Here is a 23,061-nt window from a genome sequence, read left to right on the forward strand (position 1 = left end):
CGATGGTCCTAAGGTTGGAAATATGGTGTTATCGGATATTCTCGTCTTCTAATGGCATGGGAGCCGTGCAGAGCGAACATACATACAGACCATCAAAGCAATCAAATTCATAAACTCTCTGATTCGTTGTCGACCGACATCCTCCTTATACCATTCTAAAATAGAAATCAAATTAATATATTGAAATCCAATACCTAAAAACACCTCTTGATTATATGAGCAGTGACCACAGCTCAATTTACATGCCTCTCCCATAAACTCAACCACCGATCAAGAATAATCTTGTATAGATGTCAACTGATTTTTCTAACAACTATTTTTCTATACATCCCATTCAGCATGACGGGTTTATCTTCTTCTATACTTAAATTATTATTATTTCTTAGGTATAACTCCTCAAAATTCAATCCAATATCTGTCCCTAAGACTTTAATTAGTGGTCTAAACAACTTTTTTGATATCGAGAGTTTATGGTTACTAGGGGTAAATTTATCGAAAATAACGATCCTTCCTTCTTGTTTTAAAACTCTGCCCATTTCCTGAAAACACTTGTCAGCATCGGGTACTACGGAAAGAATTAGACTTCCAACCACATAGTCAAACGACATATCGTTAAATGCCATATTTTGAGCGTCCATTTCTAAAAACGTAATGCGAGAATTCTTAAATTTCGCTCTTGCTTTTCTCAACATATCTGGTGAAAAATCTATAGCCGTTATATCTAAATCATAATGGTTCAATAACTCTAAATCAGCTCCTGTGCCTACGCCGACAAAAAGTATCTTTTGTGTGTTATTGAAGGGGGTCTCTTGAAATATTTGTTTACGTGCATGGAGAAAAATGTTTGAATTGAAAATTTTATCATAAATAGGTGACCAGATTTTATAAATAATTTTATTCCAATTGTTATTCATTAGTTGGTTCTCCTGAATGTGATTAATGTTACTTCTGACAATCAAGGGGCTAATGCACGTAGCGGAGTTTTCGATATTCCTTTATGTATTCCATGCTTTGATTCATATAACAATTTCACCTAACATTCTTGCATTCACGACGCCGAGAGCCTTAGAGGGCTGCTCTTAGGCTCTCATATGTGTCCCGGCATACGTTTCCTCGCTCTATTCTTCCGGGACCGAGGTTCGCTAGGACCACAGCATGAGTGCGGTGTTATCTGATTTAAATACGCTCTTCGATTAAGCTGCGTTTTTCTTTTAGTATAAGTTTAATGGAATTCGCTTCCGCGGCCATTTGTTTATGTACTGTAATAATGCAATCAAGGCGGGTAAGTTTTTCTCTGAGTTTAATATTATTAGGCTCGTCTTCTAACTGAGCCATAATGGAAAAGAACTGTGGGACCTCCCACACACTTCTTATAGCAGTGCTTAAACAGAATCCATACCTCACTAATCTTATGTCACCCTGCCATCCCATATCTCGCAACCCCTCCAGGTATGCATTATATAAAGAGTTCTGAAACTTCATATATTGGTCAGGCGGAATAATTCCAAGACTCATGTTCACCCCGAATAACTTACCCAAGTCTTCGCCAATACCGGATATACTCATGAACTGCCAGTCGATTAGAACGAGTTGACTTTCGCTCTCTTCTTTTTTAACGAGAAACATATTCATCTGGCTCATGTCTTGATGTGCCAATACTCGCGGCAGCTGTTGGAGCGAGTCAATTGAAGAGTCAATGTTACCGAGCAGATCTTGATACCAAGCCCAAGTACTTCGCACATTGTCTGTAGCTATTCGATTTACATACTCCTCCACATTAGGAGCATACATGCGGCATGCAATCGACCATGATTTGAGCCAAGCCCTGCATATCCACTCATGTTTAGGCATCATTTGTATTCCTTTAAGATAGGCCCCATTAAAACGGCCTAATTGTCGGGCGATATATGAAAATTGCTCAACTGTTTTTGCGTATTCGCCCTTAATATATTCCATCCAGATCCATATGGTACCATCATGTTGTTCTTCAACCAAATAGCTCTCTGCACCATAAATAGAATCAGGAAGTTCTCTTAAAACTCCTGACTCAAATACAAGTGCTTCACGTCTCCAGTAGTTGTGATGTTCAAAGTTATCTTTCTCGGGTGTGTCTGGCTTAATGATTTTTAAGATAACGCACCACGGCTTCAATTCGTTATATAGCTTTACCAACCCATGCAAACGAAATATACCAGAGGTTGTGAAGTTTGGAGTCTTATAACCAGTATTATCACAAGTTATTGACACAAGTTCAGCAGCTGAATTTCCATGTATGGATTCAATACAAGCGTTGATCTGGTCAATCTTATCCTCTATAGGTATGTTGGAATTATTCTTCAATATAATTTCTGAGTGCATTTAATCTATCCCTTTATTTAATTTTTACTTGCATTGATTTTAGATAATGTTTTCTCTACGAATTCACCCATTTCCCACATAGAACCCAATGGACGAATTCGTCTAATATACACATACAGTATATTAGACAAAGAGGAGGTCAATCCTGCTCCATCTCCGATAAGGTTGCTTCAAATGAAAATCAAGCCCTTATAAAAAAGCCAGCGTCATCCGAAGGTTGGATAACGCTGGCTTCTTTTGCCTGCCGTGTGACGAACCTGTTTCACCGCTTCTTCCAGAACAGCTGCAGCGCCATCTTCGCGCACCATAGGGAGAACAGCAGGAACAGCAGCGCCCAGACGAAGGCCGGGAGCACGGTCATGTTGGCCAGGTTGGAGGCGTCGCCCGCTTGCTTGGGCTGGGTCAGCGCCATGGTCAGGAGGGTTAGCGGACCGACCACGGACTCTTCCAGCACGAGAAAGGCGAGCAGCAGGTAGTAGAAATTACGGACCTTCTCGCCAAGGAAATAGAAGATCAGATTCACGATCATAAAAATAATGAGCCACCATAATCCATAGCCGGCGCGAACAAAGAAGAGGATCATAATGAGGGCAAGCACGGTAATGGTGATCAGGCCGGTGTCCTGTTTTTTCTTGGCATAGCCGTAGAACATCAGAATGGCGAATAGGGATGCCGACATATAGCCTGCAAGCGAGACCACAATCGGACTCCAGCCACCAGAAGCCAGCATGGAATAGGTCACGCCGCTGTGATCGGGATTCAGCTCGATGCTGAGCACGCGCCCCGACATCAGTAGGGTCATGACGGCATGCCCCAGCTCATGGATCATCGTATCCAGGATGCGGAACCAGGAAGAGAAGGGGATCAGCCTTGTCAGAATAGCCGCACCCACTAGAAATAACAATGCTTTCAGCCATTTATTCATTCGAAGGTCCTTTCAGCATAAAGTCATTCGCTAGACTATCATTCCGTCCATTATAATACAGATGAGAAACATGTGAAAATCGGTTAGTCCCTATAGGTTAAATGGTATAATTGAAGTTGTGACGGAGGTTCATATTCGATGAAAAACGATAAGCCTAACAACGACAATCACATAGAACATATAAGACATACTACGCTCGTGAATGACCAAGGGATTCGTTTTGCTGAATTTGAGCTGGCCGGCGACGAGCAGGACGTCTCGTTACCGGACAAGCAATCAGATCATCAGGGGCAGGAACCCGTTGATTCTGCTGCCAGAGCGAAGGAATCCCTGATTGTGAAGCCGCAGGAGCCGCTGGATATGAATTGGGGCGAGGACTTCCGCTACGTGACCAAGGAGCAGCAATTCGTGCAAAAGGCAAGGGAGCTCGCATGGCATGTAGAGGGAGAGGCCCCTTTTGTAGCCTTCAAAAGCTATTGGCCGACCTACGACCAGATGGCCAGCGACCAGTTCAAATGGTATTTTTACTGGCGGGAGGAAGTAAGGTCCGGGCGGTACCCGGATACGGACTTATCCTATTTGTTTGTCTATTTTTACGAGCTGATCCATGGCGTGGGCTGGAGCGATCCCCTGCAGGGCTATGCATTGATGGAGCAGGCGTGGACGGCCTACCGGAAGCGTTATGCCAAGCTGGATACGTACCTGCGGGAGTGGCTATATGATTTTATGATCGTGCATGGCCTGGATATGCCGATCCGGGAAACGTATCAGCGCTTCCCGCGCGTCTTGTCCGCTGAGCTGAAGGAGAAGGAATGGAAGCGTCGGTTCTCTCTCCAGCCCGTGGAGCTATCATGGGAGTTGCTGCTGGATTTGCTGGATTATGACGTGGAGAAGAGCCGTTTTTACCAGGAGAATGGCCGCAAGGACCTGGAACAGTACGCCCCGAAGGTGATTGCGCTCGTGGACAGTTACTTAGCCAAAATGAAGGGGCAGCGCTTCATCGACCGCTTTCAGCCACGGCCCCGGCAGGTGAAACGGCATTTATTCCGCAGTGCGGTTTACGATCATGGGTTATACGGGCGAAACGTCGTGCTGACGGTGGTATCCTTAAGCGAATACGCTCCTCTGCGTTCTTATATAACGGGGCTGGTTCGCTTGACTGAGAATAAGCTGCGGGAATTGAGAGGCTTTAAGGGACGGCTGCGCGGCCAGGATGCGGTTGAGCCCGAAGTGAAAGAGATCATTACCCGTTATTTGAAAAAAGAGGTTCAGGAGCAGCTGGATGCCCAGCGCAAACAGGCGATACCGGAGGTTCAGATCGACACGGGGAAGCTGCACAGATTACAGCGGGAGTCGGACCAGGTCCGCGACATGCTGCTTACGGAGGAAGCCGGGCAGCAGGCTGAGGTGATCAACAGCCAGCCGGCACTGGAGCCTGCTTCGTCAGTTGGTGCTTCTTCAGGCCACTCCGAAAGTGCGGGAACAAGCACTAACATGGCTTCGCCTTCCAAAGGCCGGTCCTCCAGAAAATCAGTAGCGAAGAAACCGGACGTGTTCCAGGCGGTGATGGATTTTGATGCGGATCCTTATGAGCTCGACGCCATAGAGGTAAGGGAACAGCTTGACGATGCAGATGTCATCGTTCGTTCCGTGAACACGGAACAACCGGAATCAGAAGCAGCTAACGGAAGGTCTATGGAACCTTCAGGGAGCGCTGATAATCGCTTGATGCAATCCATGGGTTCTCTAGTAGAGCATTCATCTGAAGCTCGGGGTATCCATGTTATGGCCCCGCACGTTGTAGATGAAGATGCCCTTACAGTGATGCCCACAGTAGGAGAGCAGTCGTGGCAATGGGAGGTAGAGGATGAGGAATGGCAGGAACTCGCAGAGCGTCTCAATCCCATCCACCTGGAAGTTCTCCATGCCCTCAGGGCGGGACCGAACCGCTCGGAGCTGCAGCAAATTGCGGAGAAGGCCGGTTCTATGCCGGCGTTATTGCTTGATGAGATCAATGAAACCGCGATGGATACCATCGGTGATCTTCTGATCGATGGAGAGGCCATTGCGGATGATTATATAGATATGCTGGAAACATTAAAGTCCGTGTAATCGGACGGATTGAAATAGACCATATAGATTGAACTAATGAAAAGAAGAAGCTCAACGGAGAAGGCGGAATTATTCTGGAGAAGCGGTAGCGGTCGCCTTTGCACCCGGATTTCAACCATTTTTAATGGATTGATAGAAATCTGGGGGCAACAGCGATCGGAAGAATAATCCGTATTCGTAGTGATGCTCGGGCTGAGAATCTTTAGTTCAACTTATATAGCTCTTTATGTTTTGAGAGATTCTTGTAAGATGCTTGAAAGAGGTGGAACTATGACGGAATTAAAAATACCGAAACGGCTCACAACGGCCCTCGTAAACTCTTTAACGGCAGGGGTTGTGCCGCGGGTGGGGCTTGAGTTCATCGCCGTCGGCCGGAAGCCGGAGGTGGAGTCCATCCTGCGCGATATGGATAATATCGCCGAAGGCGGCGCTGCCTTCCGCCTGATTACGGGCCGCTACGGAAGCGGCAAAAGCTTCCTGCTGCAGATCATCCGCAACTACGCGATGGACCGCGATTTCGTGGTGGCGGATGCGGATCTTTCGCCGGAGCGGCGGCTGGTGGGCACGAAAGGGCAAGGGCTTGCCACTTACCGTGAGCTGATGACCCATCTGTCCACGAGGACGCGTCCGGACGGAGGCGCTCTGGAGGCCATTTTGCAGAAATGGATCGCCGCGATCCAGCAGGACATCATGCAGGAGACGGGTATCCGCCCGGATGATCCTGCCCTGAACGATCGGGTGGAGCTGCAGATATATGCGGTGACAAACGGCATGCAGAATCTGGTGCACGGGTTTGATTTTGCGAAGGTGCTGGCCGCTTACTGGAACGGCTATAAGCTTGGTGACGATGACCGCAAAGGGGCGGCGCTGCGCTGGCTTCGCGGGGAAGTCCCGACGAAGACGGAGGCGCGCAAGGATCTTGGGGTTGGGGTCATTATCGATGACGACAATTGGTACGATTACATGAAGCTGTGGTCCGAGTTTACGGCTGCCATCGGTTATAAGGGATTGCTGCTGTTCATTGACGAAGGGGTTAACCTCTACAAAATCACCAACAGTGTGTCTCGCCAGAGCAATTATGAGAAGCTGCTGACCATGTTCAACGACACGATGCAGGGCAAAGCGGAGCATTTGGGCATCTACATGGGCGGAACGCCGCAGTTTGTCGAGGATGAGCGCCGGGGGCTGTTCAGTTATGACGCGCTGCGATCCCGCCTAATTGACGGGCGTTATGGCAGTGGTTCGCTGAAAACCTACACCTCGCCCATTTTGAAGCTGGACATGCTGTCGTACGAGGAGATTCTTATTCTCCTGCAAAAGCTGCGGGACATCCACGCCCTGCACTTCAAATATGAAGCGCAGTTGACGGATGATCAGCTCATCGCATTCATGCAGACGGCCGTGAATCGGCTGGGGGCTGAGGAACTGCTTACCACCCGCGAGGTGGTGCGGGATTTCATGGATCTGCTGCATACGCTGCATCAGCATCCAGAGGCCACGTTTGAAGAGCTGCTAGGCGAGCGGGCCGCAGCGCAGCCGCAGGGCACAGGGACGAACGATGCCGATTCGGACGATTTGGACGATCTGCTGGCGGAGTTCGAACTATGAGCGTGAATCCCTTTTCCAGACTGGCTCCATTCATTCAGGAGTTTATCTATAAAAAAAGATGGGATACGCTTCGCGAGGCGCAGGTGGAAGCCTGCCGCGTCTTGTTCGATACGCCCAATCATCTGCTGATCGCTTCCGGTACGGCATCGGGCAAGACGGAAGCCGCGTTCTTCCCGGCGTTGACGGAGCTATATAACGAGCCTTCCAGCTCGGTAGGAATTTTGTATATCGGCCCGCTTAAGGCACTGATTAACGACCAATTTGAACGCATCACCGATCTGTTGAAGGAGGGCCAGGTGCCGGTATGGCATTGGCATGGCGATGTGTCCCAGGCCGAGAAAACCAAGCTGATGCAGAAGCCGTCTGGCGTACTTCAGATTACGCCCGAGTCGCTTGAGGGGCTGCTGATGAACCGGCCAAATGCCATCCCGGCGCTGTTCCAGGATTTGCGGTATGTCATCATTGACGAGGTGCACGCCTTTATGGGAGCCGACCGCGGCATTCAGGTGCTGAGCCAGCTGACCCGGATCGAGCGGATGGCTTCCTGTTCGCCTCGCCGCATCGGGTTGTCGGCAACGCTTAGCGACTATGAGACCGCAGCCGGCTGGCTGGGTGCGGGCACGAAGAACGCGGTCGAAGTCATCGCCCCGCAAGGGGGGCGGAAGCTGCGGCTGTCGGTCGAGCATTTCTCCTTCCCCGATGCGCGGGATGAGAAGCAGGCGGAGCAGCTGGAGCTTGCACGCAAAGCCTATTACGACTTCGTGTACGATAACACCCATCTGAAAAAAGCGCTGGTCTTCACGAACAGCCGCTCGGATGCCGAGCTGACCACGCTTGAGCTGCGGCGGATTGCGGCCAAGCGCGAGCAGCGGGATGTCTTCCATGTGCACCATGGAAGCATCTCCGCGATGCTGCGCGAGGAAGCCGAGGCCGCGCTCCGCGAAGGCCCGGGGCCAGCGGTTGCGGCGGCCACCCTGACGCTGGAGCTCGGCATCGATCTCGGCGAGCTGGAGCGGGTGATCCAGCTTGGCGCGCCGTACAGCTGCTCCAGCTTCGTTCAGCGGCTCGGCCGCTCCGGACGGCGCGGGGATCAAGCCTCCGAGATGATGTTCCTCTGTCCGGAGGATGAGGACGAGGAGGCGATGCTGCCTGCGCGCATGCCATGGATGCTGCTCCGGGCCATTGCGGTCATTGAGCTGTATATTCGCGAGAAATGGGTCGAACCGCTGGCCCTGCGGAAGAAGCCGGTGGGCGTGCTTTATCATCAGACGATGAGCACGCTCAAGAGCATGGGCGAGGCTGAGCCGCCGGATCTGGCGCGAGCGGTGCTGACGCTCCCGGCCTTCCGCGGCATCGAGCCGGAGGAATACAAGGAGTTCTTGCAGTATTTGCTCCAGACGGACCATATCCAGCGTACGGAAGAAGGCAGTCTGATCATCGGCCTTGGCGGGGAGAAGATCGTGAACAACTACCGCTTCTATGCGGTGTTTAAGGACGATGAAGAGCATGTCGTATATAACGGGTCGGAGGAAATCGGATCGATTACGACCGTGCCGCCGCCGGGCTACTGCTTCTCGCTCGCGGGCAAGCTGTGGAAGGTGGAGGAAGTCGATACGAAGCATAAGGCCCTGTATGTGAAGTCGGCCAAAGGCAAGGTTGATACGTTGTGGCTTGGCGCAGGCGGTGATGTGCATACCCGCGTGGTGCAGAAGATGCGGGAGGTGCTGGCGGACAGCGCCATCTATCCGTATCTGGCACCGGGTGCGGTGAATCGTCTGGAGCGGGCTCGCCGTCTTGCCCGGGAAAGCGGGCTGCTGAAGCAGGTGGTCCTACCGGCGGGCGGCGATTCCCTGTTCATCCTGCCTTGGGCGGGCAGCAAGCAGTTCCGCACGTTGGAGCGATTGCTGAAGCATAATCTGTCCGAGCGGCTGGCGCTGCGCTCCATCGTGCCGATGGAGCCGTATTACATGGTTGTCGCGGGCAAGGTCGATCATAAGACGCTGATGGAGGAAATTAAGAAGGAATTGATGGATTGTGAGGACGCAGGCTCGCTCCTCGATCCGGATGAGGCCCCGTATCTCGGCAAATATGACGAGTTCGTTCCGCCGAAGCTCGTTCGCACCGCTTTTGCCGCCGATGGACTGGATCTGGAGGGACTGGCTGAGGTACTGGGGATGGCACATGGAGCAGCGGGAAGGGGAGCTATGGATGTGTGACAAGGAAGAAGTACTTCCCGGTGGCAATGTTAACGAAGTCGTACGTATCGGAAATAACGTTCACCGTACTAGAAATTGGAGTTCTTTCGTGCATGATTTGCTTCGACATTTGGATAAGCAGGGCTTTGATGGCGCTCCCAAGTTCATAGGTATTGATCATAGCGGTCGCGAGATCTTGTCCTTTATTCCTGGAGAGGTGCCGGGAAACCAATATCCTGATTTTAAACCCTATATATGGTCCGACCATGCCCTTATCCAGAGTGCAGCGTTGTTGCGGAGTTATCATGACGCCGTACAAGGCTTTGCAACTACTTCAATCCAAACGGAGTCTGAACATAACCCTCAGGCTTCGGGGGAATGGGACGATGAAGTGATCTGTCACAATGATGCCGCTTTGTACAATATCGTGTTTAGAGACGAGGTACCGATTGCGCTGATCGATTTTGATATGGCTGCACCAGGTCCACGAATCTGGGACATCGTTTATATGCTGTACACCTCAGTCCCGCTAGCAAGCTTTGCAATAAATTACACTACAGGGACATCGATACCTTATCGATCGGAATTACATGCTGCGGATCGCACTCACAGAATATCGCTGTTCTTTAAGTCTTATGGTATAGCTCCGCCTCCTAACATGAAAGAATGGACTATAAGACGCATTAAGGCATTATGCGATACACTTACAACCGGTGCGGCACAAGGCAACAAGGCTTACCAGAAAATGATCGATGAGGGGCATGTGGCCCATTACGAAAAAGAGATTCAATTCCTGCAGGCACACTTTGAAGAGTGGTACCGATGAAGGGTACCGCTTTGAAGAGTGCCTGTTTTTTTCATATCCTATCCCCCCAAGGGTTGTTGAGTATAATCGAAAAAATATTTGTAACCCCTTCCAAAAAAGCATTGTGTTCATCTCACATGTATGGTAACTTATGTACATAAAAACGTTTTTATCGCAAAGGAAGAATGGAATGGTTATATGGGTAAAGTAACAATCAAGGATGTGGCAAGAGAAGCCGGAGTCTCCATTTCTACGGTTTCGAATGCATTAAATGATGTAGATGTATTAAACCCGGAGACCAAATCCCATGTGCTGAAGGTGGCAGAGCGGCTCAATTACGTACCTAACCTGAACGGAAAGCTGTTGAAGTCGGGGAAGACCAAGATGTTGGGCTTCTTTACGACAAGCGTGTCAGGGCCTTACTTCTACACACTGGTGGAGTCGATGTCACGGGAATGTGACCGTCTGGGTTATGGTTTGAATGTGTTTGTGACAAAGGATAAACAGGTGATTATGAGCAATATTATGGGCGGCCGGGTGGATGGCGTCATTATTTTCGAAGAGCTGAAGATCGACGATAGAGACATCGCCGCTATGGAGAAGGACAAGATTAAGGCCGTTTTCCTGGATCGCGAGGTTCAGAACGAGACGATGGGCAGCATCATATTCGACTCTTACATAGCCGGTTATGAAGCAACCAAGTACCTGATCAGCCTGGGGCATAAGAAGATCGCCTACATTTCCGGCGTAGATACGATGTTTGACAGCGTGCAGCGGAAGGAAGGATATCTGGCTGCGCTTAGGGAGTGCCAGTTCCCGATCGACGGAGACTACATACTGCAGGGTTATTTTGAGGAAGAAGGTTCCTATAACGCCGTCAAATCGTTTCTTCACTTACACCCCGGGAAAGTACCGGATGCCTTTCTTGCCGGTAATGACGTGAGTGCCATCGGCTGTATTCGGGCTTTGAAGTCCCATGGATACGAGGTTCCGCAGGATGTCAGTGTCGTGGGCTTCGATGATATTGATATCGCGCAGTATTTTACGCCGCCTTTATCGACCGTACGCAATCAGATTGCCAGACAGGGGATTATGGTCGTGGATCATCTGGTGCGCATGATTCAGAAGAAAGAGAAGGGCAAGATTCAGAAGCTTCCAGGGGAGCTGGTCGTTCGCGGCTCCAGTCACGTGAAGATCAATCGGAACGAATCGGTTTAAGTGAAGAAACGGAATTTTTGTATCTGTTTTTTTAAAATGATCATCATATCAGGGTGGTTTTTTCGCCAAAAATAAAAACGTTTTTATTAGGGCTGATTATTTTATCGATTTTATGATCAAAGGAGGCTAAGCAGGTGAGCAAAACAGCTGCAGTTCAGTCAACCGGCACGGGCCCGGTTCAACCAACCGGGAAGAAGCCGTTGGGGCAGAGGGTCAAGGAATTCTTCATTGATTACAAGCGGCAATGGGAGCTTCAATCGATGATCATTCCCGGCGTTATCTTCATGTTTATCTTCTGCTACATCCCGATTTACGGTTTGACGATTGCTTTTAAAAATTACACCGTGATCGATACGCTGGATTCTGCTCCATGGGTTGGCTTCGATAATTTCAAAATTATTTTATCGGATAAGTATTTTTGGGATTCCGTGGTCAATACGCTGGGCATCAGCTTCCTGAAGCTGGCGATCGGTTTTGTCATTCCGATTATTCTGGCCATTATGATTTACGAGGTGGGCATGGGGCGGTTCAAGAAATTCGTCCAAACGGTTTCCTATCTGCCTCACTTTTTGTCCTGGATCGTATTGGGCGGCATGCTCATTACCTGGTTCTCGACATCCGGCCTATTCAACGAAATTTTGCTGAGTCTCGGTTTAATCTCGCAGCCGCAAAATATATTGCTCGACCCGAGCAAGTATTGGTGGATCGCAACTTTATCGGATATATGGAAGGAAGCCGGGTGGGGAACGATTCTGTACTTGGCGATCATGGCTAAGATTGATCCTACCTATTACGAGGCTGCCAAAATTGATGGGGCGAGTCGGCTGAGACAAATCTGGAACATCACCCTGCCGAACATGAAGATGATTATCAGCTTGAATCTGATCCTGACTGTAAGCGGTTTATTGGGATCGAATCTGGATCAGACCCTGGTGCTCATGAATTCGCAGAACCGGGAAAAGGCCGAAGTCATTAACTCGTACGTATACCGGATGGGTATGACGCAAGGCGATTTCTCATATGCCACCGCCGTTGGTTTGGGTGTATCCATCATATCTGTCATTCTGCTTGTTACGGCTAATAAGGTGACCAGTAAATTGAATGATAATCAATCCGTTCTATAGGTCATGCAGAGGGAGGTATTACGGTGAATTTGAAAGCAGCAAAAGGGGATCTCGACAGCAAGATCTTTGATACGATCAACATCATTTTACTGGTTACGTTTACGATCATCATCGTCGTTCCGCTGTGGAACGTGGTTGTTTCATCCTTCAGCTCGGGCAGGTCCCTGGCCGAGGGCGGGTTCATCTTCTGGCCTACCGAATTCTCGCTTGAGAATTATCAGGCCGTGTTCAGGGATGCAAACATATGGAACGCCTTCTTCATCTCAGTGGCCAAAACCGTCATCGGGGTTATCACGCATGTGTTCTTCTGTGCCATGGTGGGTTACGGCTTAAGTAAAAAATACGTCCGCGGTCGCAAATTCTATGTCGCAATGGGTGTCGTCACCATGTTTTTCTCGGGCGGCATGATTCCGACGTACTTGTTGATGAAGGACTTGGGGCTGCTAAACAGCTTCTGGGTTTATATCATTCCGGCTCTATTAAGCTTTTACGATGTCATTATTCTGATGAACTTCTTCCGAAACGTCCCGGATTCGCTGGAAGAGTCGGCAAAGATCGACGGCGGGGGCGACTGGAGAATTTTCTTGAGCATCTTCATTCCTCTCTCCATGCCAGCGATGGCGACAATTGCCTTGTTTAACGGGGTCGGGCAGTGGAACGATTTTATGACCACCAAATTGTATATCACGGACCAAGCGCTCTATCCGTTACAGATGATGCTGTATGAGATTATTGTGCAGTCCCAGACGCAATCGATGCAAAACATCGGGTCCGTCGCGATCCAGACGACCACCAAAGGGGTCCAACTAGCAACCATTGTCGTGACAACGCTGCCAATTGTTGTGATGTATCCAATATTACAGAGATATTTTATCTCCGGCATGATGCTGGGGGCTGTTAAAGAGTAGAGCTGCTGCTCTTAGGGGAGTGGAACAGAAACAAACCTGTACAGGCTAGGGTCTGGAAAGAAAGCGCTTTTATTTAAAGGGAGGGTTACAGGATGTTGAAGAACAAAGCTTTGGGTAAGAAAGGACTTACGCTGATTACGGCACTGATGGCAGTTGTGCTGGTTGTGAGTGGCTGCGGCGGATCTGGCGGGAATTCCGGCTCCAAGAAGGAAAATTGGGTTTCGATCGAGGATCGTTATACACCGAATGCCGAGACGCCGGCTTGGCAGCTTGATAAAAAAGAAGAGACGACCGAGCTTACGTGGTACGTAAATGCGGATTGGTGGAATACGGATTTCGGCAAGGACGTTGTAACTAAAAAAATCAAGGAAGATCTGAACATCAACATCAAGTTCATTACGGGTGACGACACCAAATTGAATACGTTTTTTGCCGGCGGGGAAATGCCGGATCTGATCACAACGTTTGACTCCAACTCCCCGGTTGTGCAGAAGGCGGCGACATGGGCGCTGCCGCTGAACGATCTTGCCGAGAAATATGATCCTTATTTCAATAAGGTAGCGGCGCAGGATACGATCAACTGGTTCCAGTTGAAGGACGGCAAAACGTACGGATATCCGAACTATTCCAATACGCAGGAAGATTATGACAGCGGAAACATTCCGGCTAAAACGGCATTTATCATCCGCAAGGACGTATATGAGGCTATAGGGAAGCCTGCTATGGGAACACCGGAAGAATTCCGAGCTGCTCTCGCGGACATCAAGAAGCAGTTCCCTGCTCTGATTCCACTGGGCTTCAACTCCATCGGCGAAGGCACCGGCTCGCTTGGCGACGTGCTGCAGGATTTCATCGGCGTGCCGCTGGAAGACGAGAACGGCGGCTTTTATAACCGTAACCTGGATGAAGATTATCTGACTTGGGTGAAGGCGTTTAATACCGTATATCGTGACGGAGCCATCAGCGATGACAGCTTTGCCGATGACGGAACGGCTTTTGAAGAGAAGGTCAAAGCAGGCAAATACGCAACGATTATGCTGGACGGTACACCGCAGCAGGGCGGTAACCTGCAAAGCTTCTACAGCAACAACAAAGGGAAAGAGTACATCGCGATTGACGGACCGCAAAGCACGGTCGGACATGCGCCAACCCTGAACCAGTCCGGTATTACAGGTTGGATGATTAGCTTTATTACCAAAAAGAATGCAGATCCTGCCAAATCCATTCAGCTCTTCACGTACCTGTTAAGCGAAGAAGGACAAATGCTGATGAACTATGGGATTGAAGGCGAGACCTACCAAGTGAATGCAGATGAAACGGTAGAATTCCTTCCTGAAGTGAAGGATCTTCAGATGAACAATCCGGATACGTTTAAGAAGGACTATCGAATGGGTGAATTCATGTTCTTCGGCCATGACCGCCACAAAGCGCTGAGCGGAGATGCATTCCCGGATGCCATCAAGCAAATGCAGGAATGGGGTAAAGGCAAGCTGGTACCGCACTTTATTTTGGAGAATATCAACCCGGACCAAGGAACACCGGAAGCGCGCTCTCTGACGGCCATCAATACGAAATGGAATTCGACTCTCGTCAGTATGATCCGTTCGAAGGATGATGCAGCATTTGATAGCCTTTTGAATGAATACAAAAAGTTCCTGAACGATAACAACTGGGATAAAATCGTCGAAGTCCGCAATGAGAAGATGAAGGCGAACAAAGAGAAGCTGGGGCTGAAATAAGTTAACGTTTATGGATGGGAGAGCCCCTTTCTTGACAGGAAAGGGGCTCTTTCCAAGTCAACTTCCAAATATAAGGCGGGATAGGAAAACCACAAGACCATAAGAAACTTGGAGGGAAACAGCATGCTGAACATGACAATCTACCAGTCAAACGGGGAAAAGGAATTATTCGTTAGGAAAGACAAGGAGCAGTTAGCTCCCGGATCAACGGACGCACAGCAGCATACGGTTGTGATCGATGAGGAGCAAACGTTTCAGGAGATGGACGGCTTCGGCGCATCCTTCACGGACTCCGCTGCCTATCTCATTCATCAAGTGCTGGAAACGCAGCAGCGTTCGGAGCTTATGACACGACTGTTCGATCCGAGCGAAGGGATCGGGTTATCCGTACTCCGCCAGCCGATGGGCGCATCCGATTACGCGCGTGACTTCTACAGCTACAATGATATGCCTGAGGGCCAGACGGATATAGAGCTGAACCAGTTCTCCATTGCGCATGACGAGGAAGACATCATTCCTCTCCTGAAAGAAGCGCTGCGATTGAATCCGAATGTCAAGTTGATGGGTTCCCCATGGAGTCCGCCAGGCTGGATGAAGACGAGCGGTTCGATGATCGGCGGAGAGCTGAAGCCGGAATACTATGCGGTGTATGCTAATTATTTTGTGCGTTACATCAAAGAGTATGAAGCCAACAGGCTGTCGATTTATGCGATCACTCCGCAGAATGAGGCATTGTATTCGCCAGGACATTACCCCGGCATGATCATGCTGCCCGAGGCGCAAAGCGAGTTCATCAAGAATCATCTGAAGCCGCAATTCGTGAAGAACGATATCGATACGAAAATTCTCTGTTATGACCATAACTGGGACAAGCCGGAGTACCCGTTGACCGTTTTTGAGCAAGCGGGTGACGCCGTGGATGGCGTCGCTTGGCACTGGTACGGCGGAAAGCCGTTGGCCCAATCCGAAGTGTTCGAGGCATTCCCGGGAAAAGAGGTTCATTTTACAGAAGGATCAGGCGGAGAGTGGATTCCGCCGTTTGAGCAGGCCTTCTCCAATGTGATGCGAACTGGTATCGAGATTCTCCGCAATCACAGTAAATCCTATGTGCTGTGGAATATGGCGCTGGACGAGAAGAACGGTCCTACCGTTCCGGGCTTTGGAAAAAGCACCTGCCGCGGCATTGTCACGGTTAATCAGCAGACGAAGGAGCTTGCCTATACGTTGGATTATTACGCGCTGGCGCATTTTAGTAAGGTGATTCGTCCGAAAGCGGTTCGTATTGCTTCTACCAGCAATGAGTCCATTCGTTCGGTAGCATTCAAGAACACGGACGGCTCGATTGCCATCGTTTTGTTCAACGACAGCGAGAAAGAGGAGATCGCTGCATTGCATATGCAGGAAGCGGAGCAGCTTAACCTCCGCCTTGCACCGAAAAGCGCCGTGTCTGTTTTAATGGAGGCGTAAGTCTGAGGTAACAGTTCATAGGTTGGATAAGGCACCTTATGTCGGCGCCGTTGGCCTTTCGGTCGATGGTTGACTCGGCGGGGGTGCCTTTTCATATATAGAGTTGGTTATTTCATATAGAAACGGTAGAATAATAACAAGAATAAGGTTGACCAAAGAAAATATAGGTGACAATCATGACCATTAAAACGTTATTTATTGCTCCGTATCCCGCTATGAGCCATTTAATAGAAGAATGCCGGAAGGAAGAGCCGGAGCTGGAAGTCCGAGTCGAGGTCGGCAATTTGCTAGAAGCGGTTCCTCTGGCAAAGGAAGGAGAACGCCTGGGATATGACGTGATCATTAGCCGGGGCGGTACGGCCAAGCTGATCGAACCCGAGGTGAGCATACCCGTTATCGACGTCCATGTTTCAGGCTATGATATGCTGCGCGTGCTTACCTTGGCCAATCATTTTCCAGGTAAAAAAGCCATTGTGGGCTTCTCCAATATTACGCTTGGAGCCAAAGCCATTACTGATGTGCTGGATATTGAGGTTGATGTGTTCACGGTAGAGAAGGCGGAAGAGGTAGACCGGCTTCTGGAGGATCTGAAGGCGAAGGGCTTCGAATTAATCATGGGTGATGTGGTAACGATAGAGGCAGCAACCAAGCACCATTTGGAAGGGATTCTGATCCAATCCGGGCGCGAGGCTATCTTTGATGCGTTTCAAAAGGCCAAATCTGCATTTCGGTTACATGAACGGACGCAGTGGGAAATATCCTTTTTGCAAGCACTGCTGGAGGAAACGGCCGCGAACCTTGCCGTATTGGATGCTGAGGGGCAGGTTGTATATGAACAGTGGCCGGATTACGGTTCCTGTCCGCTCCAGGTGGAAGGTTTACAAGCCGATCTTCGGCTAAACCGGGAGACGGAAGCCTCCATCCTGATTCAGGATGACGGAACCCGGAAGCTGAAACAGAAGAGGACGCTGAAAGTAATACAGGGGAAACGGTACTACCTGTACACTTTTTCCGAGGTGAAGCAGAATGGGGAGGCCGCAGGCTATCATGTCGAGGCGGTGACCCAATTGCCGATGATGATATCGCAAAGCGAGGCGATGCGCGATTGCCTGCAGCGGATCGAGGACCATCTGGACAGCCGTGCCCTGATTCTGATCGGCGAAGCCGGAACAGGCAAGCAGCTGCTCTCCCGGTATATTCATTACCGAAAGAACGAAGAAGGTCTATATGTTCGGCTTACCGGAAAGCAGGCCATGGCCTTGTTAGAAAAAGACGAAAAAGAAGCTTGGGACAGCGATATCCGCACACTGTACATCCATAGATTGGATGCGATCGCTCCACAAGATATGACGGATTTGAAGCAGTGGATGAACGAGATGAAGGACCGGGGATTCACGATCATTCTCTCGCTGGAAGAGGATGATTCGAATTATCATCCCCTCCTGCTGGATGAGGAGGCGTCAAGGATCGCCGTGCCGGCTCTGCGCGAGCGCAAGGACGACATCAAGCCGTTGGTGACTTATTATATTGCATCCTATCATGGAACGCTAGGGACTTCACCGATCAAGATCAAGGATGAGGCGATTCTCCTGCTGACCCAGTACGATTGGCCGGGCAACGTGTCGGAACTGAAAATCCTGCTCCAGGACGCAGTGACGGAGGAGAAAGGCTACGTAATCGGCAAGCAGCTCATTTCCCGGCTTCTAGCCAAGAAGGAAGAACATCCGTCAGCGGCGATGAGTCCTGAGTTTCTTCGCGGTACGCTGGATGAGATCGAGAAGAGGATCATCGACGCAATTATGGAGGAAGAACAATTTAATCAGACGAAGGTTGCGGAACGGCTGGGTATCAACCGTTCGACCCTGTGGAGAAAGCTGAAACAATAGTTTCAGCTTTTTTTGATTTGCGATCAATAGATCCCTCCGTTTCGGCAGATATTAGGGGAGTAGGAATATATTTCAACAAGCTAGAGGTAACAAAGTTATTGATTGTTTAAATTTGCAACAATTAATCTTTAATTTGTTGCAAATTTAATTGAATGCACTTACAATAAATCCTGCAAGCGATTTCAATATGAAATCACTGTTTAATATTGAAACAATTATTAGAGGGGTGTTACAATAATGAAGATTAAAGCGACGTTGGATCGGATTCCTGGAGGTATGATGGTAGTTCCGTTGCTTATTGCAGCAGTAATCAATACCTTTGCACCGGATTTACTCCGGATCGGGAATTTCACGGAGTCTTTATTTGTAAACGGTTCAAGTACATTGATTGCACTGTTCCTCCTCTGTACGGGAGCACAGATTAACGTCAAGTCCTTTGGTGTTTCCGTCGGAAAAGGGGCCACGCTGCTTGTAACGAAGTGGGTGGTCGGCGCAGCGTTTGGTCTCATTGCTTACCTGTTTGCCGGAGAGAACGGATTGTGGCTGGGTCTGGCTCCAATTGCCGTCATTGCGGCGATGACCAATAGTAATGGGGGATTGTTCGTAGCCTTGGTAGGCCAATACGGCAGCAAGGAAGATCGAGCTGCATATTCGCTGCTAGCCCTGAATGACGGACCTTTCCTCACGATGGTGGCCTTATCGATCTTCGGCGCCATGGGATTCGTGGACGGCATGTTCTCCTTCGTGTCCTTCATCTCGGTTCTCCTTCCGATTATTGTAGGGATGGTGCTGGGTAATCTGGATGAAGAGATGCGCAAGTTTTTGGACAAAGGCAGCTCCATGCTGATCCCGTTCTTTGCATTTGCGCTCGGAATGGGCATTGACTTCGGAGCGATTGTGGATGGTGGCTTGTCAGGTATCATTCTTGGACTGCTGACGGTTTTCGTTACAGGTACCGCAGGGTACTTTGTGTTTAAAGCGTTGAAATGGAATCCGATCGTGGGAGCGGCGGAAGGCTCCACAGCCGGTAATGCCGTGGCTACACCTGCAGCGATCGGGGCGGCGAATGCATCCTTTGCGGCATTTACCGATATCGCGACGGTGCAGGTTGCGGCGTCCGTGGTAACGACCGCCATCCTGCTTCCTTTATATGTCGGATTTTTAGTGAAGCGTCTAGAGAAGAAAGGGCACTCATTTGATACAAATACAGCAGATGCCGAATCATAGAAGGTGTGATGAAATGTGATAAAACAAATTGGAATCATCGCGGACGATCTGACCGGTGCGAATGACTCGGGCGTACAATTGGCGAAGAAGGGACTGGTTTCCACCGTCGTGTTCGATCATCGCCATTACCGTCAGGACACCCGTACCGAAGTGTTGATTGTGGATACGGATAGCAGGGCGAAACGCAGCGCGGATGCCTATGAAGCGGCGTACGAAGCCGCTCAATTCCTTGAAGAACAGGGCTGCCGCCACATCTACAAGAAGCTGGATTCGACCTTGCGCGGGAATGTTGCAGAGGAATTGCGGGCGGTGCAGAAGGTGTTCCGGCCGGATCTGGTGCTGATCGCCCCGGCTTTTCCCAAAATGAACCGTACAACGGTTCAGGGACATCACTATGTTCAAGGTGTCCTGATCACTGAGACAGAGTTTGCCAAGGATCCCAAAACGCCCGTAACGGAAAGTTATATCCCGAAGCTGCTGCAGAAGGAAGGAGAGCCTGAGGCGGTGCTGGTTTCATCAAGTCAAGTGCGGCAGCCCGCGGCGCAATTTCTGCCATGGCTCCAATCCAAGCTAGCGGAAGGTCAAACCTGGTTTGTATGCGATAGTGAGACGGAAGCGGATTTACAGGCGATATCGGCATTATTTTCACAGCTGGACAAGAAGATTCTATGGGCTGGTTCTGCCGGATTAATCGAATACTTGCCGGAGGCGCTGTCCCTGACTTCCTTGGAGGAGGGCAGCCGAGACTGGGCCCAGGCGGATAAGGCGCTGATCGTATCAGGAAGCTTGTCCCAAACAACCCGGCGGCAGCTTCGTACCGTCGAAGATATGCCCGACTCGTTGATGCTGGAGATCGACCCGGCCGCGCTGATTCGCGAAACTTACGATACAGAGGATGTCCTGCAGCAAATCGCTCAGGATATGGACAAGCGCTACTTGGTCCTGTACGTGGACGCTTCGGAAGAAAACCGCAGACTTGCAAAAGAAGCAGGGGATGAGCGGGGATTATCTTCAACCGAGGTAAGCGAAGCAATCTCGCTGGGACTTGGAAGAATGACAAAAGCCATTCTACAGGCATACGCCGAGATCCAAGGGTTGGTATTAACCGGCGGTGATACGGCTAAGGCTATCTGTATGGAACTTGGAATGGGAGAAATGCAGCTGTATTCGGAAGTAGAGCCTGGCCTGCCGTTCGGAAGGCTTCAGGGCATGGAGAAAGGTTACTGGACCGTCACCAAAGCCGGGGGCTTCGGAAATGATCAATCCCTGGCAGATTCCTTGAACTATATAACAAATAAGAAAAAGGTGAGAACATGAGCCAGCATAAACCGGTTATCGGGATTACAATGGGAGACGCCGCAGGCGTAGGTCCTGAAATTATACTCAAGAGCCTCATGAATGAGGAGATGTATCATATCAGTCATCCGGTTGTGATCGGGGACGTGAAGATATTGGAGCGGGCAAAGTCCTTTGTGGACAGTGACTTGGCGATCGAAGCGATTACTGCCGATGAGCTGGAGCAGGTGGACTACCGTTTTGGAACGGTTCATGTGCTTGATCTGGATTTGCTGCCGGCGGACTTGCCGATTGGACGAGTTGCCCCGGAAGCCGGACACGCCGCGTTTAAATTTTTGGAGACGGCCATCGAATTGGCGAAGGACCATAAAATCCAGGCCATATGCACCGCTCCGCTGAATAAGGAAGCCCTGCATAAAGGGGGCCATAAATATCCGGGCCATACGGAGATTCTGGCAGATTTGACTGGAACCACGGACTACTCCATGATGCTGTCCGCGCCGAATCTGAAGGTCATTCACGTAACGACCCATGTCGGCATCATCGACGCCGTCCGTTCGATAAATCCGGAGCGTGTATACCATGTCATTAAGCTTGCTCATGAGACACTGCAGAAGTCCGGCATCGCCGCTCCGAGGATTGCCGTTTGCGGAATCAATCCTCATGCGGGCGAGAACGGATTGTTCGGATATGGCGAAGAGGAAGAGAAGGTCATACCGGGCGTCGAGAAGGCGCAGGCGGAAGGAATCCAGGTCGTAGGCCCGTTGCCGGCCGATACGCTGTTCTTCCGGACGGTTCGTGGTGACTTTGACATCGTAGTGGCTATGTATCACGATCAGGGGCATGGTCCCGTCAAAGTGCTCGGCTTGGATGCAGGCGTCAACATTACCGTTGGCCTTCCGATTATCCGCACCAGCGTCGATCACGGTACGGCGTTCGACATTGCCGGTCAAGGCACCGCCGACGAGAAAAGCCTGATGGAAGCGATCCGTCAGGCGGCGGAGCTGGCGCCTAAAGCCTAATGATGTTGTTGATGGGCGGGTATAGCGGCCGCCATTACCTTTTTAATCGAAGTGACAGCAGATGATTCCGCAGGAATCAAGCTGTCCATGACAAAAAGATGACTCCACCTGTGGGGTCATCTTTTTTTTATTGTACCTCAAGTCTGATTGCTGTAACGGAATTCGTTCCTCATGACTGGGATAGTCCAAACACGTAAGACTCCAGGAACGCTTTCAGCTGATTGAAGGATTCAGGTCTTGCACTGTATTTATATCGCTCATTCGGCATTTTGAAATGCATGCGCAGAAGGCCTGCTGTTTTAAGCAGAGATAGATGATAGTGCAGGTTGCTCTTTGAAAGGCCGGTCTTCTGCTGCAATTCGGTAAACGTAACGGGGCCTTTAGCCAGGATGTGAAGCAACACCAGTCGCTTCTCATCAGCCAACCCCTTGGTCATCCGCAGCAGCTGACTGGTGGGTGTATCCTCGTCCACCTGCTCATCGTCTACGGCATAGCTAATGATGAGCTGTTGGTTGCTCACGTAGTCCATCCGGTTTAACGGCTTGATGTGATAGGTGGGGATGAGAAGAATGGCACTATATTCGTCTTCAGGATCGAGCGCGATTCCGCTTGTTGCATCATCGATCAGATCAATGTAGGGATGCACCCGGCTCAGCTGCTCCATGCGGGCAGCCGAGCGCCCCAGCAAGTCGTGAATTTCCGGCTTGATGCTGTAGGTACGGTGCCACTCCGACATGATCTCATGGCTGAGATCCCGGAAAGTTTTAAGTCCCATATGAAATCCTTCTTCCAGATAAGGCGCCAGGATTTCATATAGTTGGCCTTCTCCCAAATCGGCAAACCAGGAAAGAAACCTCTCGATGTTGTCTTTTTCCGGGCTGTCTACGATAACCAGGTGCAGATAAGCAATAGTCTCGCCCAGATCCAGTTCTTCGAGCTTATCCATAAAAGATGCAGGCAGCTTCTTCTGCATTTCCTTCCTCAACTTATTTTCTAGATCATGCATTTGATTTTTATTATCTGTATATGCAAACAAGCTGTTTACCAGCTCGTGAACAGGCGAATAGTCAACTCTGATAACGGTCATGATCATTCTCTCCTTCAAGTACATATCACTCTATTTTTATGATACCACATCCTGGGTAAAATAAATATTGAACTTTTATTTTGT

The 23,061-nt window shown here is 49.9% G+C and carries 17 protein-coding genes; 13 read left to right on the forward strand and 4 right to left on the reverse strand.

Going from position 1 to position 23,061, the window contains the following annotated elements; all coding sequences use genetic code 11:
• Nucleotides 1–293: 293 nt before the first annotated feature.
• The 3 genes from ABEW73_RS05365 to ABEW73_RS05375 form a co-directional block, all read right to left on the reverse strand.
• Entirely contained in the window at nucleotides 294–914 is a 621-nt protein-coding gene (locus ABEW73_RS05365; RefSeq protein ID WP_430162227.1) for a class I SAM-dependent methyltransferase, read from the reverse strand.
• Between the two features lie 262 nt (nucleotides 915–1,176).
• The gene (locus ABEW73_RS05370; protein ID WP_430162229.1) at nucleotides 1,177–2,358 is read right to left on the reverse strand and encodes a phosphotransferase; all 1,182 of its coding nucleotides are present in this window, start codon (nucleotides 2,356–2,358) and stop codon (nucleotides 1,177–1,179) included.
• Nucleotides 2,359–2,620: 262 nt separating this feature from the next.
• Nucleotides 2,621–3,283, reverse strand: coding sequence for a M50 family metallopeptidase (locus tag ABEW73_RS05375; RefSeq protein WP_430162231.1), 663 nt, complete (start codon nucleotides 3,281–3,283; stop codon nucleotides 2,621–2,623).
• 138 nt (nucleotides 3,284–3,421) lie between these two features.
• On the opposite strand from ABEW73_RS05375, the gene ABEW73_RS05380 reads away from it, so the two are divergent.
• From ABEW73_RS05380 to pdxA, 13 genes are all read left to right on the forward strand, one after another.
• The gene (locus tag ABEW73_RS05380; RefSeq protein WP_430162233.1) at nucleotides 3,422–5,395 is read left to right on the forward strand and encodes a TerB N-terminal domain-containing protein; all 1,974 of its coding nucleotides are present in this window, start codon (nucleotides 3,422–3,424) and stop codon (nucleotides 5,393–5,395) included.
• Nucleotides 5,396–5,665: 270 nt separating this feature from the next.
• Nucleotides 5,666–7,003, forward strand: coding sequence for an ATP-binding protein (locus ABEW73_RS05385; protein ID WP_430162235.1), 1,338 nt, complete (start codon nucleotides 5,666–5,668; stop codon nucleotides 7,001–7,003).
• Nucleotides 7,000–9,219, forward strand: a complete 2,220-nt coding sequence (locus ABEW73_RS05390; protein ID WP_430162237.1) for a DEAD/DEAH box helicase — start codon at nucleotides 7,000–7,002, stop codon at nucleotides 9,217–9,219. The genes ABEW73_RS05385 and ABEW73_RS05390 overlap by 4 nt, the downstream gene beginning before the upstream one ends.
• The gene (locus tag ABEW73_RS05395) at nucleotides 9,212–10,024 is read left to right on the forward strand and encodes a phosphotransferase (RefSeq protein WP_430163014.1); all 813 of its coding nucleotides are present in this window, start codon (nucleotides 9,212–9,214) and stop codon (nucleotides 10,022–10,024) included. The genes ABEW73_RS05390 and ABEW73_RS05395 overlap by 8 nt, the downstream gene beginning before the upstream one ends.
• Nucleotides 10,025–10,201: 177 nt before the next feature.
• A complete protein-coding gene (locus ABEW73_RS05400; protein WP_430162239.1) occupies nucleotides 10,202–11,221 on the forward strand; it encodes a LacI family DNA-binding transcriptional regulator in 1,020 nt (339 codons plus the stop codon).
• A 134-nt stretch (nucleotides 11,222–11,355) separates the two neighbouring features.
• The gene (locus ABEW73_RS05405; RefSeq protein ID WP_430162241.1) at nucleotides 11,356–12,345 is read left to right on the forward strand and encodes an ABC transporter permease; all 990 of its coding nucleotides are present in this window, start codon (nucleotides 11,356–11,358) and stop codon (nucleotides 12,343–12,345) included.
• Between the two features lie 23 nt (nucleotides 12,346–12,368).
• Nucleotides 12,369–13,253 carry a carbohydrate ABC transporter permease gene (locus ABEW73_RS05410; protein WP_430162243.1) on the forward strand — a complete coding sequence of 295 codons (885 nt, stop codon included), beginning with the start codon at nucleotides 12,369–12,371 and terminating at the stop codon, nucleotides 13,251–13,253.
• 92 nt (nucleotides 13,254–13,345) lie between these two features.
• Nucleotides 13,346–14,992 (forward strand): sugar ABC transporter substrate-binding protein, encoded by a 1,647-nt coding sequence (locus tag ABEW73_RS05415; RefSeq protein WP_430162245.1) that lies wholly within the window; start codon nucleotides 13,346–13,348, stop codon nucleotides 14,990–14,992.
• A 123-nt stretch (nucleotides 14,993–15,115) separates the two neighbouring features.
• The gene (locus ABEW73_RS05420) at nucleotides 15,116–16,459 is read left to right on the forward strand and encodes a glycoside hydrolase family 30 protein (RefSeq protein ID WP_430162247.1); all 1,344 of its coding nucleotides are present in this window, start codon (nucleotides 15,116–15,118) and stop codon (nucleotides 16,457–16,459) included.
• A gap of 176 nt (nucleotides 16,460–16,635) precedes the next feature.
• The gene (locus ABEW73_RS05425; protein WP_430162249.1) at nucleotides 16,636–18,345 is read left to right on the forward strand and encodes a PrpR N-terminal domain-containing protein; all 1,710 of its coding nucleotides are present in this window, start codon (nucleotides 16,636–16,638) and stop codon (nucleotides 18,343–18,345) included.
• Nucleotides 18,346–18,582: 237 nt separating this feature from the next.
• A complete protein-coding gene (locus ABEW73_RS05430; RefSeq protein WP_071219527.1) occupies nucleotides 18,583–19,572 on the forward strand; it encodes a 2-keto-3-deoxygluconate permease in 990 nt (329 codons plus the stop codon).
• A 15-nt stretch (nucleotides 19,573–19,587) separates the two neighbouring features.
• Entirely contained in the window at nucleotides 19,588–20,889 is a 1,302-nt protein-coding gene (locus ABEW73_RS05435; RefSeq protein WP_430162251.1) for a four-carbon acid sugar kinase family protein, read from the forward strand.
• Nucleotides 20,886–21,890 (forward strand): 4-hydroxythreonine-4-phosphate dehydrogenase PdxA, encoded by a 1,005-nt coding sequence (gene pdxA / locus ABEW73_RS05440; protein WP_430162253.1) that lies wholly within the window; start codon nucleotides 20,886–20,888, stop codon nucleotides 21,888–21,890. Before ABEW73_RS05435 ends, pdxA begins: the two co-directional genes overlap by 4 nt.
• A 169-nt stretch (nucleotides 21,891–22,059) precedes the next feature.
• On the opposite strand, the gene ABEW73_RS05445 is transcribed toward pdxA, so the two are convergent.
• A complete protein-coding gene (locus ABEW73_RS05445) occupies nucleotides 22,060–22,977 on the reverse strand; it encodes an ArsR/SmtB family transcription factor (RefSeq protein WP_430162255.1) in 918 nt (305 codons plus the stop codon).
• Between the last annotated feature and the right edge of the window lie 84 nt (nucleotides 22,978–23,061).

Origin of the sequence: Paenibacillus lautus (assembly GCF_050482385.1) — a bacterium.
GTDB classification, from domain to species: Bacteria; Bacillota; Bacilli; order Paenibacillales; family Paenibacillaceae; genus Paenibacillus_AQ; species Paenibacillus_AQ lautus_B.